The organism is Cyclobacterium sp. (assembly GCF_014762705.1).
Taxonomy (GTDB): Bacteria; Bacteroidota; Bacteroidia; order Cytophagales; family Cyclobacteriaceae; genus Cyclobacterium.
The window spans coordinates 20,796-42,760 of the sequence record NZ_JABURL010000119.1 but is presented as its reverse complement, the minus strand read 5'-3'; the positions used below and the strand labels follow the sequence as shown (position 1 = coordinate 42,760).

Annotated in this window: 11 protein-coding genes; all 11 read right to left on the bottom strand. The window is 44.3% G+C overall.

Annotated features, from left to right (window positions below; translation table 11 throughout):
* Window positions 1-322: 322 nt before the first annotated feature.
* A complete protein-coding gene (locus tag HUJ21_RS23600; protein ID WP_291373373.1) occupies window positions 323-2,101 on the bottom strand; it encodes a sodium:solute symporter family protein in 1,779 nt (592 codons plus the stop codon).
* Window positions 2,102-2,685: 584 nt separating this feature from the next.
* Window positions 2,686-3,603, bottom strand: a complete 918-nt coding sequence (locus HUJ21_RS23595) for a dihydrodipicolinate synthase family protein (RefSeq protein WP_291373371.1) — start codon at window positions 3,601-3,603, stop codon at window positions 2,686-2,688.
* Between the two features lie 548 nt (window positions 3,604-4,151).
* Window positions 4,152-5,600, bottom strand: a complete 1,449-nt coding sequence (locus HUJ21_RS23590) for a sulfatase (RefSeq protein WP_291373369.1) — start codon at window positions 5,598-5,600, stop codon at window positions 4,152-4,154.
* 147 nt (window positions 5,601-5,747) lie between these two features.
* The gene (locus tag HUJ21_RS23585) at window positions 5,748-8,189 is read right to left on the bottom strand and encodes an alpha-L-rhamnosidase (RefSeq protein ID WP_291373368.1); all 2,442 of its coding nucleotides are present in this window, start codon (window positions 8,187-8,189) and stop codon (window positions 5,748-5,750) included.
* 123 nt (window positions 8,190-8,312) lie between these two features.
* Window positions 8,313-9,818 (bottom strand): carboxypeptidase, encoded by a 1,506-nt coding sequence (locus HUJ21_RS23580; RefSeq protein ID WP_291373366.1) that lies wholly within the window; start codon window positions 9,816-9,818, stop codon window positions 8,313-8,315.
* A 70-nt stretch (window positions 9,819-9,888) separates the two neighbouring features.
* The gene (locus HUJ21_RS23575) at window positions 9,889-11,922 is read right to left on the bottom strand and encodes a hypothetical protein (RefSeq protein ID WP_291373365.1); all 2,034 of its coding nucleotides are present in this window, start codon (window positions 11,920-11,922) and stop codon (window positions 9,889-9,891) included.
* A gap of 61 nt (window positions 11,923-11,983) precedes the next feature.
* Window positions 11,984-13,420 carry a sulfatase gene (locus HUJ21_RS23570; protein WP_291373364.1) on the bottom strand — a complete coding sequence of 479 codons (1,437 nt, stop codon included), beginning with the start codon at window positions 13,418-13,420 and terminating at the stop codon, window positions 11,984-11,986.
* A 32-nt stretch (window positions 13,421-13,452) separates the two neighbouring features.
* Window positions 13,453-15,648, bottom strand: a complete 2,196-nt coding sequence (locus HUJ21_RS23565; RefSeq protein ID WP_291373362.1) for a M60 family metallopeptidase — start codon at window positions 15,646-15,648, stop codon at window positions 13,453-13,455.
* Window positions 15,649-15,729: 81 nt separating this feature from the next.
* On the bottom strand, window positions 15,730-17,976 hold the full coding sequence (locus HUJ21_RS23560) for a DPP IV N-terminal domain-containing protein (RefSeq protein WP_291373361.1): 2,247 nt from the start codon (window positions 17,974-17,976) through the stop codon (window positions 15,730-15,732).
* A 276-nt stretch (window positions 17,977-18,252) separates the two neighbouring features.
* Window positions 18,253-20,391, bottom strand: a complete 2,139-nt coding sequence (locus HUJ21_RS23555; protein WP_291373359.1) for a M1 family aminopeptidase — start codon at window positions 20,389-20,391, stop codon at window positions 18,253-18,255.
* A 29-nt stretch (window positions 20,392-20,420) separates the two neighbouring features.
* Window positions 20,421-21,770 carry a Xaa-Pro peptidase family protein gene (locus HUJ21_RS23550; RefSeq protein ID WP_291373357.1) on the bottom strand — a complete coding sequence of 450 codons (1,350 nt, stop codon included), beginning with the start codon at window positions 21,768-21,770 and terminating at the stop codon, window positions 20,421-20,423.
* Between the last annotated feature and the right edge of the window lie 195 nt (window positions 21,771-21,965).

Below are 21,965 nucleotides of genomic sequence, written 5' to 3'. Positions count from 1 at the left end.
CTAAATTAACAAAACAATAACCTGAAAATTTTTGCGAATTTAATTGAATTAACTAAAATAATATTTCGTTCTTGATAATAAATAATTGTTCAGGGCTTCCTCCTGCAAGACGATTTCTACCAGGAGATTGGATATCAGGAATAGAAAAATCACCAGTAGACAATTTTCTAAACCAAACCTGATTTAAGCCCTAAATATTGGACGAAGGGAAGCTTCATTTTGCTACAAGACTTACCATCTATTTAGGATTTAAAAAGGAGATCTGACATATCTTTCCAGGTATACCCTTTTTCCAAACTAATTAATTTGTTTTCAATTGTTGCTATTGAAACCTTTTTCTCAGAAAGACCAATGCACCGAATCCCAAGCCGGCGAGCAGCATCAACAGCAAACCCTGCCCCGGACTTCCCAACAAAAAACTACCGGTGCCAAACAAAAAGGCATAGACGCCGGTAATACCGGCAGCAAAGGCCAATACCGCCGCCTGAAAGTCAAAATAACCCGAAACAGCTGCTTGTTCTCCCTTTACCTTCATCCATCCGTAAACCCTTTTCCATCCCGGACCAGGGGCATTCGTTTTGCGGACAAATGCCTTCAACACTCCTTTATCCGTTGCTGGTGTCAAAAGTGCCACCAGTATCCAGCTTGTGGTGGTAATCAGGATACCTGTGATCAACTCCACCGAATTGGATAGGGGATCAAAAAAATAATCGTGAAGGAATGCAAAATACAGGGCTATCAGAAAGGAAACGGCCATGGCCACAATCTCACTAAGGGCATTGATCCTCCACCAATACCACCTCAATATATAAATCAATCCCGTACCAGCCCCAATCTGCAGCAAAATACCAAAAGTTTGGAGGGCATTTTCTAACTGCAGGGCCACATATCCTCCCAAAACCATGATCAGTACTGTGGAAAGCCGGCCTACGGTAATCAGGTGTTGCTGTGAGGCTTTGGGATGAATAAACCTCAGGTAAAAATCATTGACCACATAGGAAGAACCCAGGTTGAGCATGGTAGACAGGGTGGACATGTAGGCCGCCACCAAAGAAGTCACCACCAGCCCCATAATCCCCACAGGCATAAAGGAAAGCATGGCCGGATAAGCCAAATCATCCTGAACAATCGCAGGATCAACACCCGGGAAAGCCTGTTGCAGGGTTTGCAAATCAGGGAAAACAATAATGCTGCACAAAGCCACAATGATCCAGGGCCAGGGCCTGATGGCATAATGGACAATGGTAAATAACATGACGGAAGAAAGGGCGTTTTGTTCGTCCTTTGCTGCCAGCATCCGCTGAACAATAAATCCACCCCCTCCGGGTTCCGAACCCGGATACCAAACCGACCACCATTGGATAAAGAGGGGGATCAAAAATACCGCAAGGAATATCTCCCTATTGGAAAAATCAGGTATAAAGTTCAGCTTTCCCACCACCATGTCATGGTTGACCAAATTCTCCAAACCCCCGACTGCGGGATGATTAACCGCTACCCAGGCGGCTGCCGTGGCTCCTGCCAACGATAAAATAAACTGAATAAAATCAGTAAATACGACTCCCCTTAACCCGCCCAGGGAACTGTAGATGACGGTGACCAATCCGGAAACCATCAGCGTGGCCATGGGGCTGATGCCCAACAAGACTGTCCCGATTTTGATGGCAGCCAGGGATACTCCTGAAATGATGACGATATTAAAGAATACACCCAGATAGATGGCCCGGAATCCCCTGAGAAAAGAAGCTGCCTTTCCACTGTACCTCAATTCATAAAATTCAATATCCGTCAACACGCCCGATCTTTTCCAGAGTTTGGCAAAGAAAAAAACGGTGAGCATGCCTGTCAATAAAAAACTCCACCAAACCCAATTGCCGGAAATACCATTTTTCCGGACAATATCAGTTACCAGATTAGGGGTATCTGTAGAAAATGTTGTGGCCACCATGGAAGTACCCAATACCCACCAGGGCAAGTTGCCTCCGGCTTTAAAAAACTCATTGATGTTTTTTGCTGATTTCCTGGAGCTATACAAGCCTATACCCAAAGAAAGAACGAAAAAAGAAAGTAAAATCAGCCAATCTATCCCCTGTAGTAACATGTCGGGAAGATAAGGGTTAATGGTTAAAAAATTATCAGGAAGAACTTTAAAAGACTGGTTGTCTTTTTTTGAACCATATGTAAGGGAAATATATGGTTTGGGTTAGAGCCAGAAAAAATAATCCTTGAAAATCTGTGCCCATCTGTGGTGACCCAAAAAAACACACCACAGATTTCTCGGATTAACACAAAGAAAACCCACCACTGCTCTTCTTATATGTCATATATGGTTCCCTTTTTTTAAAACCATATAAGACATGTAAGGGAATATAAGGTTTGGGTTGGACACAGGAAAAATAATCCGTGAAAATCTGTGCCCATCTGTGGTGAATCAAAAAACACCACAAATTTTTCGGATTAACATAGATAAAATCCACCCTTATATGTCCTTCTATTCCTTATATGTTTCCCCTTTTTTTGAACCATGTAAGGCATGTAAGGGAATATTAGGTTTGGGCTCAATCCAGCAAAAAATCCGTGGAAATCTCTGTTCATCTGTGGTAAATTAATATTGTCCACCATAAATTACCACAAATAAATGCTTTAACAGCCCCCACTTATATGTTCTTATATCCCTTATATGGTTCACCTCTTTTTCGCCCTAATTCCTTCTTCCAGCTTAATTATTCGCTGGATTAACCCTTCTGCTGTTTTTTGATGGTAGCTGTCAAAAGTAATGCGGGAATGACGTACATGTGGTGTAGGGTAAATTCCCTGACGGTAAAGCAGCATTTTAAAAAAATGGATGGAAATCTCCAGGTGCTGATTGGAAAAAGCCAGGACCGGAAGGATGTTTTCGAAAAGCTCCACTGCCTCTCTGGTTTTCCCTTGCGTCCAAAGTTGGAAAATCTCCGTATAGATCCAATGCATGCCGGTGGGCATAAAGGCATGGACTCCCCTTTCCAAACCCTCTATCAGCTGGGTTACCGCCCATCCCCCGCTGACATTCAAAAGCCCCTTGGTCAGAGAAAGTATCCTGGAATACTTGTATCCGGCCGGAACCGTTTCGATCTTCAGGCATCGGAATGCTTCCACGCTATCGAATAATTCGCAAATAAGCCTTTCAGGCAGACCATAGCCGGTGGCATCCCAATCCTGCAACATGATCATTTCTGCGTCGATCTCGGCCAGTCGAAAAAAATCAGCTTTAAATTGCACCTCGTTTTGATAGGGGATTTGAAAAAGCACCTGCCTACAACCCAAATCAATGTAAGATTTTAACAAGGATTTCGCTTTTACCAGGTCCGTTTCACCTGCACCGGCAATCACAGGAACGGCCTGATTGACTTCTTCCAAAACGGTTCCTACTATTTTGATCCGTTCCGGATGGGAAAGGGAGTATACTTCTGCAGCCATAGCCGGCACCAGAAACCCGGCCACGCCCGCATTCATTGCCTGCTTTACATTCTTTCTTAGGGCCACAAAATCAATGGCCCCATCGGTTTTGAAGGGCGTATTTAAAACCGTTACGATGCCAAAAAGCGGATACAGTGTTTTGTTCATTTTGTCCATATTTAAAAGCAGGAAATATAATGTGCATTAGGGCTTTACATTATTTTTCCCAAGATAAAGGTTAACGGTATGGAAATGAATAAAATATCACGCACCTACAGGGCTCAGGCCGAGTCAAATTGCACTCCTCGGACGTTGGGCTGCACCCATCGCTGAGGGATGTCGCCCTTGCATGGCTAAAATGGAAAAACTATCGAGAATTCGAAGATCATACATCTTACCAATAAATGATGCAATGTGCCCAATCAACTTACACAATCTAAGCCCTGAAAAGGCAACAGATTCCTCCCATTCACACAGATAAAATCCGCCCTTACTCCTCTTATATGCCCTTCTATATATGGTTCCCTTTTTTTTAACCATAGAAGACATATAAGGGATCATAAGGTTTGGCTTAGGTCCAGAAAAAAAATCCGTGAAAATCTGTGACCATCTGTGGTGAATAAAAAATACCTCCCCTGATTATTCCCATCCACACAGATAAAATCCATCCTTACTCCTCTTATATGCCCTTCTATCCCTTATATGGTTCCCCATATTCATAAAAACCCCTCCTCAAAATCACCCGCCAAATGATCATCGGTGCGTTTCATTTCCCTGAGAAGCCGGGCCTTCAACCCGTCGGCGATTTCCTGGTAAGCCGGATCAGCCATCAGGTTGTGGAGTCCATCGGGGTCCTTAGAAAAATCATATAGCTCTTCAGGAACCCGGTACTCGTACATCTTCAGGCGTTCGGCCACGGATTCATCCTGAGGAGCCGCGTCCACCATGGCGGAATAGGTCCTGCCGCTGGCTGCATCACCGCGGATCTTGTGCTCCCCATCGCTCCAGAAATTCACGATGTATCCATAATCCCCCTCCTGTACACAGCGCATGGAATAATCAATGCCCGCGAAAATGCGGTGAAATTCAGTGAATACCCTGGTCCTGTTTTGTTGGGTCTTTCCCTGCAGCACCGGTAGGAAAGAAGTTCCATCCATATCCGGTACTACCGGTAAGTGAAGTGCGTGAAGAACAGTAGGCATATAATCAATTCCTGAAATAAAATGGGTACTATCCACTTTTCCTTCAGGGATCACACCCGGCCAATTTACGATCCAGGGGGTTTTGTTGCTGTTCAGGTAACAATTCGATTTGGCAAAGGGCAATGCCATGCCGTTATCGCTGATAAACATCACCAGGGTATTGTCCCCAAGTCCTGAGTCCTCCAGTGCGCTCATGATCGCACCGACTGTCTGATCCAACCTGTATACCGAGGTGTAGTACTCGGCAATTTCCAACCTGACCTCCGGCAGATCGGGAAGAAAAGCAGGTACGGTAACTTCTTCCGGTGTGATTTTTCGGGTAAAGACAGGGAGGTCTTCTCCCCATATACGCTTCTCCTGTTCGCTGTCGGCAAAAGGGCGGTGGGGGTCATGGCTATTGGCCATCAGAAAAAAGGGCTTGTCTTCCTTTTTGGATTTGTTGAAAAATTCCAGCGCATGCTGGTAATACAGATCCGGATCTCTGCCGATTCCAAGTCCTGAGGAAAGGTCCCCCTCCCGGATGTAATAATCCCAATTGAATTTTTCTGTAGGTTTCAGGTGTATTTCTTTTCCCAAAATCCCATTCAGGTATCCTGCCCTTGTAAGTTGCTCCTGCAGGGTAGGAACAGCCTTATCTATGGGATCGAAGGCCAGTGCACCATTGGTATGCGGATACCTGCCCGTCATGATGGATTGGCGGGAGGGTTGGCAAACGGCAATATTCACAAATGCATTGGTAAAACGCATGCCCTCTCGGGCCAGCTTGTCCAGGTTTGGGGTAATATCAGGTACCGTACAACCGTACACTCCCACTGAATTGTAATTCAGGTCATCTGCTGTGATCAACAAAACGTTGGTTGGGCGGTAATCCGTTTGCTTTTTTTCGACAGGGTCACCGCAGGAAAAAATCAACCAGCTTTGCAAAATCACCAGGGGAATGCTGGTTTTCAATTTTAAATTCATGCTTATTCAATTTTCTATTACTTGATAAATGACTATATTTTTAAGTTTTAATTTAGATTTTCACCTGAGAAGAGATCGATTTCAAGGTAAGTTATCCTACTTAAACCGATCTCAAGTATGCAAAAATGACAATATCATTAAAATCCATTAGCTGGAAATGCGAATGGTATATTCACCTTCTTCCAGTTCAAAATTGCCGGTTGCCAAACCCTTCACGTTTTCCGGATTAAAATCTCCCTCCCTTTTCTCAATTGACAAGCTTTGAGCAGTTCGCATCAACAAAGAGACCTTTGCGGTACTGCCATTGGGGATTTTTATTTCATAGGTGATGGACCCATCTAGCCCTTTTTTCCAATTAGATATGATTTCACCATGGGGTGAATGGTAGTTGCTGGCTATGGAATCCAACTCATCGGGCACTCTGGGTGCCAGTACAAATACCTTAAATCCGGGATTTTGGGGGTCCGGTCGGATTCCACCCAGCCAGCGATAAAACCACTCGGTCACCGTACCAAACATCGGATGACTATTGGTAAAAGTGTTGTCACTCTCCTTCCAGGTTTCCCAAATGCTTGTCGCTCCTCTATCGATCATATGGCCCCATCCCGGATAATCGGTACTGTTTACAATATCGAATACCCTGTTGATAGGGGCATGCCCGGAAAGGGTCTCCAGGATGTACTTGGTTCCAAAAATTCCTGTGTTAAAATGACCTGAAGGGCCATTGTAAACAGCCTTCAACAAGGAATCTCTTGCTGCTTCCAATTCCTGATCGGGAATGATATCGTGGTAAAGCAGCGTGGAAAACAGGGTTTGTCTGTTTATCGGTTCTTCTACAGGCTGATCCCAAAAAGCTGCTTTGATCCGGTTTTTCAAGCTTACCGACAGTGCTTCGAAATGCCGCTCGTTTTCTCCATCTTCCATGACAGCAGCAAATGTTTTCATGATGCGGGCACATTGCAGGTAATGGGCGGTACCTGTCAATTGTACCGGCACGGGCTCCAGGGACTCATGGTCACTCAGGCCACTTTCTACCAATCCATCCGGATGGATCCTGGCCACTTTTTCCATCCATTGCAGGTTTCGCTCATACAACTCCTCCACCAGATCCGTATCGTTGTAATACAAATACAGGTAATACTGGGTAATCAGGTAGGCAGATTCCCAGCTGATACCACAATACTTGATGCCGGCATAGGGAGCCGTATCCACAAAAGTCGAATCATTCATGGCATCCACCCAATCATAAACCGTTTTTGTGTAAAAATCCTGCATGTCAAAATTGTAAATAAAGGATTCGTTCGTCGCATTGAGATCTCCCCCATATCCAAATTTCTCCCTGACGGCACAGTCAGATTGCACACTTACCAAATTGGAAAGAAAAGTCCTTTTTACGGCATCCTGAATATCATTGAGCAAGGCATTTGAACTGGTAAAATTATTTTTATCCGGAACGTCTGAATAGATAAACAAGCCCTGCACATCAGCCAGGGCGGGCTGCTCTTTTAAGCCGTCTATCTCCATGTAGCGGTAAGTTCTGTAGACAAAATCCGGTGTAAAAAAGGCCTCTTTATTACCTGAAATATAACTATCCGTTTGCCAGGCTACGGGAGGGGCACCCGGGCCTCCTATACCCTCCCGCTTGATTTGCCCTACTACAGTGGTCATCGGATTCAGTGTTCCATCTTCGTACACCCGTTCTCCAAACCTAAAGGTAATGGTATCCCCCGCATGGGGAGGAATTCTTATCCTATAGGTCCCCGTAAAATTTACTCCCATGTCCACCATGTGTTTTCCATTGGAAAGGGTAGAAACGGCCTTGGGTTGGATTTCCTCCATGATCCGGACAGGAGGAAAAAAGGCGGGTTGTAGCTCACCCCCAGGGCCTTCTCCCACCTGGGCAGCTTGCCAGGATTCGGGCTTAAAGCCAGGCAGGTCCCATCCTTCCATTTGCTTTCCCTGGTCGTACACGGCACCAATGTAGACACTGTTTTTCACCAGGGGGCCGTATCCGTAGGTCCAGGAAGCGTCTGTTTTTACTTCATTTATTTCCCCGTTTGGATAATAGATTACAAGCCTCGCCATAAAAGTGGGCTTGCCAACCGTAAGGTCTACCCGGGGGTTTCTCCTTCCCCATTTTCTCAAGGGCAGTGGATTATAAAACCCATTCCCCAGGGTCACACCCAGGCAATTTTCCCCCTGCCGAATTTTATCGGTAAGGGCATACCGGGAATAATATATTCTTTTACTGTAATCCGTCCATGCAGGATCCAGCACCCTGTTCCCAATGCTGTCTCCATTGATAGAGGCTTTATAATATCCCGCGGCAGTGATGTATAGAATGGCGCTGTCTATTTCTGTAGCCACCGAAAATTCCTTTCTGAATATGGGTGCTGGCCTGTCTTCATAAAAAAGCGAATCGTAAGCCGGAAGGGGCTTTTCATCCTGAATCCACTCCGCGCCCGTTTCCGCGCATAATCCACAATCAGGCTGCTCTACGGAGGCTTCCTGGCAGGAAAATAGTAACAAAAGGAATACTGAACAGCAAAGGCAAATTACTTTTGGTAACCTTAATTGTAAACGACTCATTTTTAGGTTTTTTTCTTTTTCTTAATAATTATAACCGGATTTTTATAACTCATAAACCGTCCGGATCAGATGAACCAGGTGTCATTTATTCTTTCCATCGATTAGACTTATGAATAGTCTACATCAATACTTTGCCGGTTCACCTTTCATGGGGATTGTTTGTTGAATAAACTCCCGGAGATCATTGGTAGACTTTACCAAATCTTCCTCCCTCACATACATCATGTGACCACTTTCATACACTTTAAAATGTAAACGGTCTTTCATTTTACCGCTTGGATCAAGCTTCCACATACCATTTTTTTGTCTAAAATAATTGACCAACATATCGTAATATCCTGCTTGAAATAATACTTCAAGTTTGGGGTTTTGCATCATGGCATTACGCAATTTCTCTCCTGTCCCATCAGTAAATCTATCCCATGGCCAGGGAAATACAGGACCAGAAACAAGGTATTGCAGGTCTGTTTTAAAATTTAAATCCTTTCGAAGATACGTATTAATGGCAGGCATGAAGGCATTATCCCAGGCAGCTGACTCAGGTGGAGTACTTCCGGTAAAGGTATCGCCAGCATCCATTTTATCAATACCCTTATACCGTGCATCAGAAAAACCCAGGAAATATCCTTCATCCCTTAGTAACTCTTTTCTGAACGCTTTAGTGGGGACTGTCAGGTTGTGGTCCAATATGAATTCCTTTTTGAGACCGGTGTACCGGGCTACTTTTTCTGCAACGGCTTGTTTCTGATCTTCATCGATAAATCCCCCTCTTTCGACTGCAGGTAAATATTCCTCGATGGCGTACTTTTCAACTTCTGAGAGAATTTCAGTAAGATCTTTTTTCTGTAAATCTTCAGGTAGCTTATTGTGATACCATGCTACCGCCGTGTAGTTAGGTAATTGAAGTACTTCATTACTTGAGATAGGTAGTTCCATTTTAGTCCCGGAAACAATAACTACTCCGTTGAGGTAAATCCCATGCATGTCTTGCAGTTCACCTGATAAACCCGCTACGCGTGTTGCCGAATAACTCTCCCCAATCAGATATTTTGGGGATCTCCAACGTCCTTGCCGTGATAGGAAATTGTCAATCCAGTCAGCCAGGTAGGTAATGTCCTGATACACCCCAAAAAAATCTTCACGCTTGCCGTCATTCAATATGCGTGAAAAACCCGTATTAACCGGATCAACATATACGATGTCGGCTACATCTATAATTGAATGCGGGTTATCTACGATACCATAGGGTTGTATGGGATATCCCTCATCACTTATTTCCAGCCGTTTCGGACTTGTATAACCCAAATGCATCCACAACGATGCAGCTCCCGGCCCTCCATTGAATGAGAATGCAATGGGTCGATTTTCTACCTGATCGACATCACTTCGCTTGTAATAGGTATAAAACACTGCTGCATCAGGTGCTCCATCTGCACCGTATACCGGCTGCGTGCCTACCGTCACCTGATAGGATATTCTTTTCCCATTAACGGTCACTTCATCAGAAGAGACAATAGTAGTGTCTGCCGGTAACGTACTCTTTTGGGCATGCACAGAAGTAACGCAAACGAGTAGTAAAAGAAAAGGGGAAATTAGTTGATAGAGAAATTTGCCGGTTTTATTACACATGATAAGGTATTTATTTAGGGGTTAAACTTTTTATATTTTTTCCGCAAATGCCCTAGGCCTTGTACAACGGCTATTTATATGCTTCAAGCGCATTTCGCATGGCAGTCAATAATGGCCTGGAACTTAAAGGTTCACCGGTTGCTTTTATCATCCACAGATCGGGTGTAAGCTTACCGATTTTGCATGTTCGTATCATTTCTGTTGCAAAATCCTTTCCCTCGAACTGCTCTTCCAATTGCATGACGACTATATTTCCAATGGGATAACTGTGCAAATAGAGCGCTCCGGAAATGAAATGATTATAAATGGCTAAGATTGGGACATCTCTCACACCAAAAATTTCTGCAAAATACTGGTTCCAGATATCCTTCGCAATAGTAATGGTTGCAGCCTTAAGCTCGTCAACAGTAGCATCCGGATGCTCATACAGCCAATGCCAAACCCTGATCTCGTGGAGCGCTTCCGATCCCATTTCACAAACAAACCAAAATGCAGCCAATGCATTATCCTGCTTTTCCCGGGCGCTGTATTCCTGATTTACTCCTAAGGCAATCAAGTTGCGGTAAGCAATAAGATCTGCCATGGCTTCTGTATAGGGGCTGCCTGGGATGCCTTTCAGTAAATAATAATCCGACATGTAAGTGCCTACATTCTGCTGAATGGTATGGCCGATTTCATGCATGCCTACCCTGTAATTCTTGTAATCTAGGCCATCCTTTTCAAAACGGATACGCAAATGTGCTTTAGCGCCTTTCATTTGAGGTCCATTGGCATGTCCTCCGGAGGGAATTGGATCAACAACCACGTGATTGCCAAAAAAATCGGCTTCAAAATCCGGAAAACCAATTCTTTTGAGGATGTTGGGCAGATCTTGCTGGAATGCCATCGGTGTAGGATATTTTTCTTTGATCAGCTGATCCAGTTCATCCATTTTGTAATTGGTATTGTCGCTGAATCCGTTGTACCAAATATCGAAGGGTTCTAACTTTCTCCCAATCTTTTTTTCAATCAAGGCCGCTACGGCTTTCTTTTCTGCAGCGCTTAAAACTGATTCCAGCAAGGAGACAATTTTTTCTTCACTGAGTTGACCGTTTTTAAAGGTTCGGGTCAAATAGGTTGATCCTTCAGGATATTTGGCATCCTGTTGCATCTTCGATAACATGTTGTGATGTAAAACTTTGTACCTATTATCAGGTTCCGCCTTAAAATCTGTTTCTATAAAGTTTTCTCCTTCTTTCAGATACACCTTATTGGCTATGGGTTCCCAATAATAAGAAGTTTCTCCTACCATGCATTCGGGTATGGTTTGATGGATGATATGCATCACTATTGCACTTATTACTCGCTGCTTTTCCAACGGGTTATCCCTAAAGTAGAGCCCTTTGATTTCATCCCTTAGTCCATTATGGCTGTTTAACCGGGTACCTTCAGGAAAAAGAATTTTATGTTCGGGTGATAACACGTGGTCCATTGAAAGAATGTAGCGGGTGGTGTAATCACGAAGCTCATCGGGAATCGGCATGGAGTCGGGCTCCTTATCCGGATCGGACCTAAAATCAAATTTATCTCCCAATCTTACCATTGCCCACTTTTTCCGACTCCAGTTTGGCCCAAATGCTTCCTTTTCTTCATTGGTGTAATAAGGGAAATTAAGTGCGATGGCGAGGGCAAGTTTACTTTTGAAAAAATCAATCGTAATTTTTGAATCGCTGAATAATCTGTCGAGCTCAGTGATAGGTCTTGTCATTGTTACCAATGGGTAATCGAGTGCAAGGGAGAGTTCCCTCTGATACCCATTGATGGCACTAAATTGTTGTTCAGCAATAAGCAGCGCATGATCAAGCTCGGGACCGGAAGGGATAAACTGTTTCATGCAGAACTCCTGAAATTCAAGCCCATCACCGTTTTCTTCAAACCAAAGATCAGAAAGGTGCCTGACACCACGACCGATGCGTTCAGCATTTTCATCTCCATATTTCGTGACCAGTTTCTCAGTAACCTGATTTACATCGTTCTGTAGACTGTCATTGAAAATCTCCTGTCCGAAAGTATTAAACGAGACAAAGATCAAGGAAATGATAAATAAGAAATAAATGCTTTTCATTTTGATATTTACAATTGGATGGAAGGCTTTTTAAAAACCCACTGATTTATAATGCTATTTGTTACTTTCCTTTGCCCTTTGCTACATATTTTGGATTTGCTTCGCTGGGAATCGGCGCATCAATCTCCTCTTGCCAGTTTATAAGATCGTCAAGTAACTCATCTCGTTTATCAGTTTCGACGGCTGATAGGTTCTTCGTTTCACCAATGTCAGTCGCAAGGTTATATAATTCAACGGCATTGTTCTCCATCAAATTCTCCCGACCGCCATCAAGCACCCACTCTTCGTGAAACTGTAATAACTTCCAATCTCCTTTCCTTATTACACTCACCGGCCTTGATCTGAAAAGCGTATCCCGTGACTCCTTTTTCATTCCCTCATAGGATTGCAAGTAGGCAGGGAAATGCCAAAAAAGTGCCTCCCGGTTTAGGGTTTTTTCTCCATTTAACAAAGGGACAATACTCCGGCCGTCCAACACATAACCTATTGGTTTTTCCACACCGGAAAGCTCCAGAAAAGTCGGGTAAAAGTCGATGCCGATAACGGGCTCCTGGCATACTGTTCCCGCTTTTATTTTACCCGGCCAGTAAGCAAACATGGGTTCCCGAATACCTCCTTCATAAAACATTCCCTTTCCTCCACGCAAAGGTTTTTGGCTCGTATAGGTTCCATGTCCACCATTGTCTGAAAAGAAGACCAGCAAGGTGTTTTCAACCAAGCCGAGCTCCTCCAATATTCCATTTATTTTAGCCACACTTTGATCCACACTTTCGATCATGGCTGCATAGGTGGAATTATTGTGATACGGGGTTCCCTGCTTTTCCTGGTACTTTTGAACCAGACTGTCTTTTGCCTGTATGGGTGTATGAACCGCATAATGGGCCAGGTAAAGAAAAAAAGGATTTCCTGTTTTTTGCGGATTGTTTTCTTTGATAAATTTTACTGCCTTTTCCGTCAAATGGTCCGTAAGATATTCTCCTTCCTCATTGAAATGGCCTTGAAATCCTGACCCGGGTATGCCCAAATCAAAACCTTGTTTTTCAGGAGAATTTCCTACATTCCATTTCCCTATTGCTGCAGACCGGTACCCTGCAGGTTTTAAAGCTTCTGAAATCATCACATGCTCAAGTGGCACCGTTCTGGAATTGGGTATAGGGATCAAACGCCTGTCCTCCGGATCTCCACGATCTGGTCTGGCAACGGTATTAACACCATGCCGGGCTGAATACTGACCACTAAGCAAACAGGCGCGGGTTGGCGCACAGTTGGCCGCATTGGCATAGGCCTGGGTGAATACCATACCCTTTTTTGCCAATTGATCGATATGTGGTGTTTCATAATATTCTGAACCCATAAACCCTACATCTTTCCATCCCATATCATCAATAAAGATGAAAACGATATTGGGCTTTACCCTTTTTTCTTTTACCTGATTGCAGGAAAATATACCCGCTATAGATAGGAAAAGGAATAAAATTAATTTGTGAAATGATTCCATATTATTATAAAATGTTATCCCACTATTTTGATTTATTCACCATCAAGCCATTCTTCAGGGAAATAAAGCGTTTGGATTAATTCAATTTGCTTTATCGATTGCGTAGCAAATTCTTCGTTCCAACTGCTATAAATAAAGGCCATGTCCCGCTCCAGGTCATGCCCATCGGATGAAGGATGGCCGTCTTTTGGAAACATTAGCTTTGCATGGGTCCTGGCCTCGGATAGAGTTTTGGGAAGGATGGATTTATAGTGTTCCAGCGTCTCAAATATTTCCCTTGAAGGTGTTAATCCTGCCACATCAAGGCTGTCAGCCAATGCCTTATTGTTTTCGGGTGGCCTGCCCCAAAAGTGAAGCAATGGGCGGAGGTCTACCCCTGCCGCAACAGACATGCGCAAAATCCTGTCATCGGTTGGATGATGGGTCTTTTTGATGACAATACCCCGGTTATAGTCCTCATTCACTTTTATAAACATGTCTCCCAAGGCATCCCATCCAAATAGGCGCACCACATCCACATACTTGCCGTGCCCCCGGTGTTGGTACGACATGCGGTCCCTGTTTAAGGGTTGATTGTTTCGAAATGGATCCGTAACCATTAAATTGATGGCAGCCACGTCCAGATCTACATCAAGCCGATTGCTTATCGACGATCCGAAAGCCGAATCCAGTTCCATACCAAATCCGTCATTTGCCACGGCTACATGTAAGAGGTTAACAATAGATTCCGTTTCGTCAACAAAAAAGGAAGGAACATGAGAGTGGCCCATTTCGTGGAAAATGACCCAGGGCTGCTTTACTGGTGGCTGCAGCATGATATGATTTCCTTTTCCGTCCGATTCTTCCGTAGGGTCATACCTAACGTTGATCTCCGGATATCCCGGGGCATGAACCCCTGCCCGCATGATCGCATCTACCTGACGAAACATAAAGTGGGTACCCTGTGGCAATGGCTTGCCCAAGAGATCGGCAACGGCATCCATCGCTGTATCGTACTGCTTCAGCATGGTCTCCGGGTCATCAAAATCATCGATCCAACTTGTGGGCACCTGCATTAGAAATTTATCGGTTTCAAAGTCTGCCCATGCTCCGGTGTAATGGCGCTCGGTTTCTTTCCATTCTTTCAGGCTGATTTTGTTATAATCCCTGGTCGAAAAATAAGGAGAGCGTACGGCTCCGGTAATTTCCAATTCAATGATTCCATCCTCTTTTCCTTCGGGGACTTCAAAATAAATGTTCCCCCCAAGGGGAGAACCCACTGTGATGGTTTCATCTACCACAGGATAGATGATGGTAGCCCTGTCCAACCGGGCAATTCTGTTCCTATATTTTAAATCCCAAAAATGAGTACCTACCCTAATGGTGTAATCCTTATTTACAACAGCAGATGGTACTTTTATTTTGACAATAGTGCCCGGCGCAACATAAGCTCCAGTCGGACGTCGGGAATAGGCATCCTGGTGAAAATAGATGGGCGTTCCCCAATTGGGGGCTTGTGATGCCTTTACCTTGACCCGGTAAACATTTTGCTGGTCTTTAGGGGGATCCACCTTGCCCGGAAAATAAGCTGATGTCTTGAACATCGCTCCCTCATATACCTGCGGGAATTCTTCCAGTTTTGCAGCACTGTAGCTGCGGGTAATGGCATCCATGATATAAAAAAGGGCGTAGTGAATCTCCATACCTGGCTGTACTTCCCGGGGTAACATTATTTTTTTTCCATGGATATCGAATAGGGGGCCTGCCGTTTCCTCATAGGTCCTTATCAGATCAAAGGACTGCTCAATGATTTCTTTCTTTATCCCGATCGCTGAAATATTGGCCTGAATAATGGTGTCCTGCTCCATTATCTGATCCGGGCTAAGCACTGATTCACCGGTCAAATGCTTTTTTAACCTGGCAAAGGCTTGGGCAAGTTTGGCAGATGGCCCCTCCACATCCATTTCACTAATGGTTTGGTACCATGCTTTTTCCACTTTTGCCGAACTCGGCCCTCCAAAAAACTGTCCCCGAGAAAAAACCATCGGCCCCACCTGATTAAACAGGTATTTGTAATTCCCATCACTGCCAAAAGCAACATTGGTGGGTTCTTCAAAAGTTTCCTCCATTTTGCATTCCACATAGCCTACCGGCCCCTGACCCATTGTAGGTATTGCAATCAAAATAAACAGAATACAAAGTAAGATGCCTGTAATGGGAGGTTTCTCGGTAAATAGTTTTGAATTCATATATTTTCTTTCCTTCGTTAGACGCAACAATTGCGGACCTCGCTTAAGGGGAATTATTGATTAAAACATCCTTTTTGAGGTTTAGCGGCCACCTGGCGGCAAATGCGAAAGCAAATACCTCAAAAGATGAAGCCTCATATGCACAGGAGTTCCTTTCCCTTCATTCAGACCATGGTCTCTATTGGGATAAGCCATGTAATCAAAGGGCTTCCCCAATTCGATGAGGCGATCAACCAGTCCCTCGGTAATTTCAATATGCGTATTGGTTTCCCCTGTTCCATGGATTATCAGCAAATCTCCCTTTAGTCCCTCTGCGAAGTTAATTGGAGCCGACTCCCGATATCCTTCAGGATTGACTTCAGGAGTGTTCATATATATCTCCTGAAACCAGGCATTGTAAAGCTGTGGTTGGGGTTTAGGGGCAACAGCTATTCCCACTTTATATAATTCCGGTTTACGGAACATCGCATTAAGGGTATTTGATCCTCCTCCGCTCCAGCCCCAGATGCCCACGCGGTCAAGGTCACCATAGTTGTAGGTCCGGCCCAATTCTTGTAAACCTGCAGCCTGCTCTTCGGTAGACAACGGCCCCAAACTTCCTGCAACTGCCCTGCGCCAGGCTGCTCCTTTGGGACATGGCGTGCCGCGGTTGTCAATGGATACTACCAGATAACCAAGATCGGCGATAACACGATGAAAATCAGTCATGGCATGTCCCCAGGAATCCATTACTGTTTGCCCATGAGGTTCGCCATAAACATAAACAAATACAGGGTATTTCTTGGAAGGATCAAAATCCCGGGGTTTGATCATCCATGCATCCATAACCACACCATTGCCGATATCAAGGTTGAAGAATTCCTTTGGCTGGAAATCCAGTTCCTTAATTCTTCCATGCAGCTCATCATTCTCCTCAAGTACACGCTCAACTTTATGATCCGGTAGGCTGACAAGCTCAGTTACCGGAGGTGTATTTGCCGTGGAGTAGGTATGAAAGGCCCATTGGCCATCAGGGGAGATGTTGTAGGTATGAGTCCCTGGTTGATCCATCGGTGTTATCCGTTCAGCTTTTCCTTTCCCGTCAATTCGAGTCCGATACAAATACTTTTGGGTACCATTATCAGGCGATGCATAATAGTAAAACCATCCTTTATTTTCATCCAAACCGGCTCGTCCGATGACGTCATAATCTCCAGAAGTCAGCAATACCTCTTTCTTTCCTTCACGTGAACACAAATAGGCATGTCTCCAGCCGTCTTTTTCAGAAAGAACAATAAAATTACTGTAATCATGGACCCAATCCACTCCTCCATTAGTCCGGTAGCTTGCTACAACCCAGGCCGGATCAGCTTCCTCGTAAATAGTAGTGACTTTACCATTGTTAACATTAGCCATTAAAAACTTCCTTTCGTCCCTGAAACGGCTTCTCTTTTCTAAAAGTACTTCTTCCGAATTCCCTGCCCAGGCTACTTCTCCCAAATAATACCCTTCTTTTGGCATGGGTATTGAAAGCCATCGCGTTTCTTTTCCCTCAATGTCCAAAATGCCTACCCGTAGTTTGGAAATAGCTCCACCTACCCTGGCAAACCGTTGTTCTATTACTTCCGGATAAGAGGGATCACCCGGAATAAGCGAGGATCTCTTTCTGACATCCGATGCATCAGATTGTACAAATGCAATCCTTTTTCCATCGGGGCTCCAAACAGCCCTTGCGTTAGAAATCGTTTGGGCAACTGCATCATTGGTTAGCTGGGTGATTTTTTCATTTACAAGGTGATACATGTAAAGGTCTCCCTTTTCTGCATAGAGAATTTGCTTGCCATCAGGGGAAATACTGTTGTTTGTTCCGGCGACAATCTTTTCAAGATCTCCCGTCTTCCGCTCAAGCATCCAATAATCCGGCTTACTGTCATCCTCCTCCTTACTGGACAATTCTACGAGAATTCTGTCCCCGTCCGAAGACAAAACGTAATTTTTGATCTTAAAACGACCTGTATACCCTTGACCATCAAAGTTGGCTTTCGATAACAAAACAGTACGCTGGCCACTATACACATCATAGCGGACAAGTGCCTGTGTGTCTTGTCCGGGTAAATCCTCAAGATCAAGATACCCCGAACCATCAGGAAGCCAGCTCCCATTGAATGAATTTACCGAAAAAATATTCTCTTCATAAATTTCTTTCAGCCTTTCTTTCGCATTATCCGGAACAATAGTGCTGCTATGCGACTGGGAAAAATTTGACTGAGAATAAGCAATAGGCGACAATAATAACCCCTGATACAAGAACATTGCTGTTATCAATGTTAACTGTTTAATCTTCCTCATCCTGGTTTTTATTATCATATCGAAAGCATGTTAAATAATTTAAAATTTATCGTTTGTTACAACTTTACTTCAAGGTCTTCTAGTTATGGGTATAAGAGGAACTTTTCCAAAGTTTAACCTTTTTTATCATTCCTCCTGATTGTTAGGACCTAACTTTGGAAAAGTTATTTACCTTGACTTTTATTTTTACTATTCTCCAAATTTTATAAGGAACTTTTCCAATGTTCAACCTTCTTTACCATTCCTCCCGATTGTTGGGACCTAACTTTGGAAAAGTTATTTACCGTTCGAATCACGAATAAGCTCAATCGCCTGCTCCGCAGCATTTTTTAATGTATTGCGAGGCGACCTGACTTTTGCGGCTTCATTGAGAAATTTTAGATGGGACGCATTGCCATTTGCCCCGATGGCTATAAGTGCCTCCGCCCTTACCAGAAAGCTGTCATCCATTTCATATATTCCCTTGAAATCAGGTAGCATTCCAGGATCTTTGGATCTCCCCAATGCCTTTACGGATGCTGCTCTGACTTTTGAATTGCTGTCACCAATGGTCTGTAAGAAAATAGCTTTACTACCGCTTTCATGGAATTCAGACAGGTACTGAACGGCAGCTTCCCGAACGGCCCAAAAGGGATCGTTTGTGGCGAGATCGGTCCATTTCTGAATCGTTTTCGGAGAGCTGCTAAAGGCCTTAAGTTGGTCAATGGCCCATAATCTGCCGGGTACATCATCGTTTTTCACCTGAAACATTAACTCTTCCTCGCTTTTAGGATAGGTCCATTCTTTAAGCAGGTGGTTACCCTCATCAAAACGAACCATCAATGGTTCCGCATCGAATTTAAATGTAAATTTCTCCACAGGATCTTTCAATGCAACTTTTTCAATCGTCTTTCCCTCCTTGTGGTAAAATCCAATGTTGACTGGAATCGTGTAAATGGGCACATCCTCCCACTTATCCTGCGTTTGTTTTATTTCCAACACGAGCGTCCTGGTTGATTCGTCCCAGTTTTTGCTGACCTCAAATACAGCATGTCCCGGATGAAACAGGAATTGCTCGAAAAACAAATCCATATTCAGGCCACTGACTTCTTTCACACATCGCATAAAATCCTGGGTGCTAACTGCCTGAAATTCGTATTGATGCAGAAACTGACTGATCACCCTGAAAAAAGTGTCATCACCCAAAACAAACCGAAGCATGTGCAAGACATTGGCCCCCTTGGGATAGGCATGGCTGTCAAAATTCTGTCCCGGATTTTCATACCGGTTAAAGACAATGGGTCGCATATACCTGTTATTCGCTTCGCGCAGGTAGGCGTTCTTTTTACGCAGCAAGTCATATGCCGCCTCATCTTCACCCCAGTCGTATCTTTTGTACAGGTAGTCGGAATAGGTGGCAAAACTTTCATTTATCCAGGAATGCTCCCAGCTTCTGAGTGTAACCAGGTCTCCCCACCACTGATGCGCCACCTCATGAGCGAGAATACCTTCAAAAGAAAAGTCGATTGCTTCGGCTACAGTAGTTACGGCCCCTTCTCCAAGTAGGGTTGCCGACGTGGCTTCGGCTCCCCCTCCCTGATGCGCAGAGACCACCTGGTCATATTTTTCCCAGGGATAGGCATAGCCATATAGCTGGTTAAAAAAATCAATCATATAAGGTGTCTTGGCAAATGATCTTTTTGCGTCCTTCTCATGCCTTTCATATACCCAATAGTTTACCGGTAGCGCGTCCAGAGAATCTTCGATGACCGTATAATCTGCAATGCTAAGGTTTGTGAGATAGGTGGAGTGTGGCAGGCTTTGTTTCCAATGGTAGGTATGTTTTCCCCTCTCCTGGTCTTCCGTAATGCGCATTAGCTTACCATTTGACAATACCTTGTAGGCACTGTCAACGGTGACGATCATTTCCTGTGTTACTTTGTCATGGGGATAGTCATAACAGGGAATCCATTGCCTGGCTTTGTTGGGCCAGCAATCGGAAGAAACCTGCAAGGGGTTGGTTTCCGTTTGATCTATAAACTTCAGGCCTGGTACTTGTTTGGAGAGATTGTACTTTATCGTAAAAGTGAGGGTGTCTGAGTAGGAATACGTGCGGGAAAGGTAAATATGGACTTTGTCTTCGCCCTGTGTAAAAGCAAGGGGAAAACCCTTACTGTCGAGCACATCGCTTACAAGCAGGGATTCCGCATCCAGGCTGACCTTGTTCAGATCACTTCTGAGCGGTGTCAGGGTAACCGTGTTTTGTCCCTTCAATTGCTTCCCCTCCACATCGATATCCAGTTTTATGCTGTAATGTAGGGCATCGAAATCCCTGTCCGGTTCGAGGGTAACCGGCCTTTGATAAATATCCATCTGTTGTGCAAAAAGACCCGAATGAACGACTATTAAAAAAAATAAAACAAAAGTATGCTTCATGGTAGTGGAGAATTAAATGGGGTTTTGTATCAGTTGTTCTTCATGAATGCTTCAATTTCATCAATGGTCCGGGGCAAACCTGCTGACAGGATTTCAAAGCCATCTTCAGTGATCACCACGGTGTCTTCGATCCGTATACCGGTTACCTCGTCCGCTTTTCCCATAATATCACAGGCAAAGACAAACCCGGGTTTCAGCGGTTCTCCACGGTCGAAGTCAAGCATCCTGTCATGCACGGCCATGCCAATGCTATGGTTGAATCCGCCGTCCCGAATCCATAACTTAAACCGGGGATCGGTGGTGTCAAAACCCAATTTTTCAAGCTCTCCTTTCACTACCGCACCGATCTCTGTCAAAGAAATCCCCGGCCGGTAAAGGCTCTGGCATATTTCCCTTATAAAAAGACCCAGCTCGTAAATTTCCCGCTGTGTTTCGGTGAATTTTCCACTTGCCGGAAAGGTGGTTGAAACGTCTGATGCATAATACCCCACATTGGCACCACCATCCAGAATGATAAAGTCCTCTTCCTGCAATGTGCGGTCATATTGCATGTAATGACCATAGGCATGGTTTTTATCCGACATGATAATGGTCCCGAATGCCAATCCTTTTGCCCCGCCGGACATGCAAACCTGCTGGAAAAGGGCGGCCAGTTTTACCTCCTCCACACCCGGCCTGGTATTTCTTATGACTGCTTTGTGTGCTTCGACAGAAAGTTGGGCTGCCTGACGCAGTACATCAATTTCAGCTTTGGACTTGATCTTTCGCAGTTCCCATATAAATGGTGTACAATTCAACACCTGATTGTCTGGGAATCGCTGGTTTAAAACGGCCACGAATTGCATTTCCCGGGTTAGCCTGCCATCCCATTCATTTTCGGTTACGGAACGCCTGAATTTGTTGTATTTTTCCATGGAATTTTCGCCTATATATTCCTCCGGACTGAAGGGCGTATAAATTACCGTACTGCGCTTTAATCTGTCCTTTAGCGTTTCAGAAAAATCTTCGTAGGGAAAATAGTTTTCAATTCCGGTAACTTTTACAGGCTCCCTGACCAGGTCAAGGGGTATATTTTCCCCTTCGGCATACTGCTCACTGATAGTGAAAAACAGAGCACTTTCCCGCCTTTCTCCATCCACGATAAGAATGGCATCGGGAATTTCAACCCCGGCAAAATACATCATGTTGTTGTATTGGCTAAAAGGCGTATCGCCCAGAGGTTCGGATGCACCCCGGATGATGGCAATTCCATCAGGAATATTATCCATAAGCTTCTCCCTGCGGTAGGCGTATTCATCCTTTTCAAAGATGAGCTGCGCCTTTACCTCAATTACCGAGAGGCATAGCGTCAGCGTTAGAAAAAAAACAGATTTTATCATGTGATTATCGTTGTTTTCATTCGATATATAGCCTGCACAGCTGCCAGACGGTTGGAACACCGTCAGACAGGTAAGCTGTCATGGGTACATTAGTTGTTATTATTCGATCAAAAGGAAGATTAAAACAATAAAAACCTAATTTACTGGTTGTTGTGAAGCGCAGCCCATTTGCTATCATTCCTTAAAATTAAGGGG

Excerpts from the sequence above, each read along its gene's own strand:
- HUJ21_RS23555 (WP_291373359.1), bottom strand. The coding sequence starts at position 20,391 with ATGAAGCATACTTTTGTTTTATTTTTTTTAATAGTCGTTCATTCGGGT.
- HUJ21_RS23575 (WP_291373365.1), bottom strand. The coding sequence starts at position 11,922 with ATGAAAAGCATTTATTTCTTATTTATCATTTCCTTGATCTTTGTCTCG.
- HUJ21_RS23590 (WP_291373369.1), bottom strand. The coding sequence starts at position 5,600 with ATGAATTTAAAATTGAAAACCAGCATTCCCCTGGTGATTTTGCAAAGC.
- HUJ21_RS23565 (WP_291373362.1), bottom strand. The coding sequence starts at position 15,648 with ATGAATTCAAAACTATTTACCGAGAAACCTCCCATTACAGGCATCTTA.
- HUJ21_RS23580 (WP_291373366.1), bottom strand. The coding sequence starts at position 9,818 with ATGTGTAATAAAACCGGCAAATTTCTCTATCAACTAATTTCCCCTTTT.
- HUJ21_RS23560 (WP_291373361.1), bottom strand. The coding sequence starts at position 17,976 with ATGAGGAAGATTAAACAGTTAACATTGATAACAGCAATGTTCTTGTAT.
- HUJ21_RS23570 (WP_291373364.1), bottom strand. The coding sequence starts at position 13,420 with ATGGAATCATTTCACAAATTAATTTTATTCCTTTTCCTATCTATAGCG.
- HUJ21_RS23585 (WP_291373368.1), bottom strand. The coding sequence starts at position 8,189 with ATGAGTCGTTTACAATTAAGGTTACCAAAAGTAATTTGCCTTTGCTGT.
- HUJ21_RS23595 (WP_291373371.1), bottom strand. The coding sequence starts at position 3,603 with ATGAACAAAACACTGTATCCGCTTTTTGGCATCGTAACGGTTTTAAAT.
- HUJ21_RS23600 (WP_291373373.1), bottom strand. The coding sequence starts at position 2,101 with ATGTTACTACAGGGGATAGATTGGCTGATTTTACTTTCTTTTTTCGTT.
- HUJ21_RS23550 (WP_291373357.1), bottom strand. The coding sequence starts at position 21,770 with ATGATAAAATCTGTTTTTTTTCTAACGCTGACGCTATGCCTCTCGGTA.